Annotated in this window: 1 protein-coding gene; it reads right to left on the reverse strand. The window is 39.9% G+C overall.

All coding sequences use genetic code 11. The features are described 5' to 3' along the window. Window positions 1-169 precede the first annotated feature (169 nt). Window positions 170-1393: an IS110 family RNA-guided transposase gene (locus NRI27_RS17880; protein ID WP_371391898.1), complete on the reverse strand. Its 1224-nt coding sequence runs from the start codon at window positions 1391-1393 to the stop codon at window positions 170-172. Window positions 1394-1636 lie beyond the last annotated feature (243 nt).

Consider the following 1636-nt stretch of genomic DNA (forward strand, 5'->3'; position numbering starts at 1 on the left):
TTTCTTACAATTAGTCAACCTTTTTAAAAGATTTATTTATACTTTCTAGGATGGTTAAGAGGGGCGGGATATCCCACCCCTCTTAACCGTCCTTTTTAGATACGCCAAAAAGACCTGACGATTTTAATTTTTTTCGAAAGGTCATTGTGGTATAGTTCTAGGTAAGTGATTACGATTTCTGAGCTGGTAGTGCGGACTCATAATCGTATAGAATGCCACACGTCAGTAACTGAAATGTCACTTTCAGAAACTTATTGATGCAGGCGATGATCGCAACCTTATGGGGCTTCCTCTGAGGTTGCTTTTTTAATTTGTAGTAATAATCCACAAAATGATTCGGCTTTCTTTTAGCCATAAGCATAGCGCATATCATAAAATATAGAATCTTCCGCAGATGTTTGTTTCCTCTTTTATTAATACGATCTCTATATTGTGTATTGCCCGACTGGTATCGCATAATATCGATGCCTGCGTAAGCGTTCAATTGTTTCGCATTCTTAAAGCGGCGAATATCTCCAATTTCTCCGATTAATCGGCATGCCGTCGAATCGCCTATACCCGGTATCGAGCGGTAGACAAGATATTCTTTTCGGCCTTCTGATAACTTTTTCATTTGTTTTATCAGTGTATCTTTCTTCTCCTTCAAGTCGGCAATTCGGGACGCGTAATCACGAACCTGGTCGCATCGAATATCATTCGGTTTGATGGCTGGATAGCTGTTTCGCGCTGCTTCCAATAGAACGGATGCTTTCGCTTCAGCTCGTGCCAACGAAAGGTTCTTTCTTGTATTAGCTTTTAAACGATTCTTAATGACCGTCTTTGAATGATCCAGTAAAAGTGCAGGATGCGGATAGAGCTGAACAATATTTAAGAACAGAGCTGAACTTGGTGTAATGAGCTTTTCTAATTCCGGGAAGCTAAGATGTAAAATAGAATGCATTCTGCTTTTCAGTAAAATCATTTCTTCATCAATTTCATCGTAATAACGCGTCAAGGCACGCATCTGTTCATAATAATCATCTTGGATATATGTATGTTTACGCGCCGCTTGGAAATGGGTCTTCGCAAGTTCATGGGCATCACTAAGATCTGTTTTATGCCGCCGCATCTTCGCCATCTGTAAATTGGCTTCAAGTGGATTCATGCGGCAATACGCATAGCCAAAATCTTTGAGAAATGTTTCGATAGGTTTTGAATAGACGCCGGTTGCTTCAAACACGATATCTGGTGCCTGGCCATCTACCTTTGTGATCTCTGCCATTCTTTCGTGCAATCGTTCAAATTCAACACGTGTATGATGAAATTCGCCTTCAAATTCACATTGGCGATAACCATCATAAATCGCAATCGTACTTTTTCCTTTACTCACATCTAAAGCTACGACATGTTTCATGTTCATTTCTCCTTCTTGACCAATCATAGAAGCCTCCACACTACCTTATCGATTCCACTTTCTTATACACGATCTCTATGGACCCAACATACTAAACTGATTCATATAAGGGCGTGAAGTTAGCCGGTTTTAAATACGGACTCAAAAGGTCCAAGAGGCTGGTCGGCTTTTCTTCACTTCTACTATAAAAAAATAGTAGCACAAACCATGGCCTTGGTTTGTACTACTAATGTTAGTATGTTT

It is taken from the genome of Sporosarcina sp. OR05 (assembly GCF_041414805.1).
Classification (GTDB): domain Bacteria; phylum Bacillota; class Bacilli; order Bacillales_A; family Planococcaceae; genus Sporosarcina; species Sporosarcina saromensis.

Bases quoted from the DNA above. Each gene is read 5' to 3' on its own strand.
- NRI27_RS17880 (WP_371391898.1), bottom strand. From the start codon at position 1,393: ATGAAACATGTCGTAGCTTTAGATGTGAGTAAAGGAAAAAGTACGATT.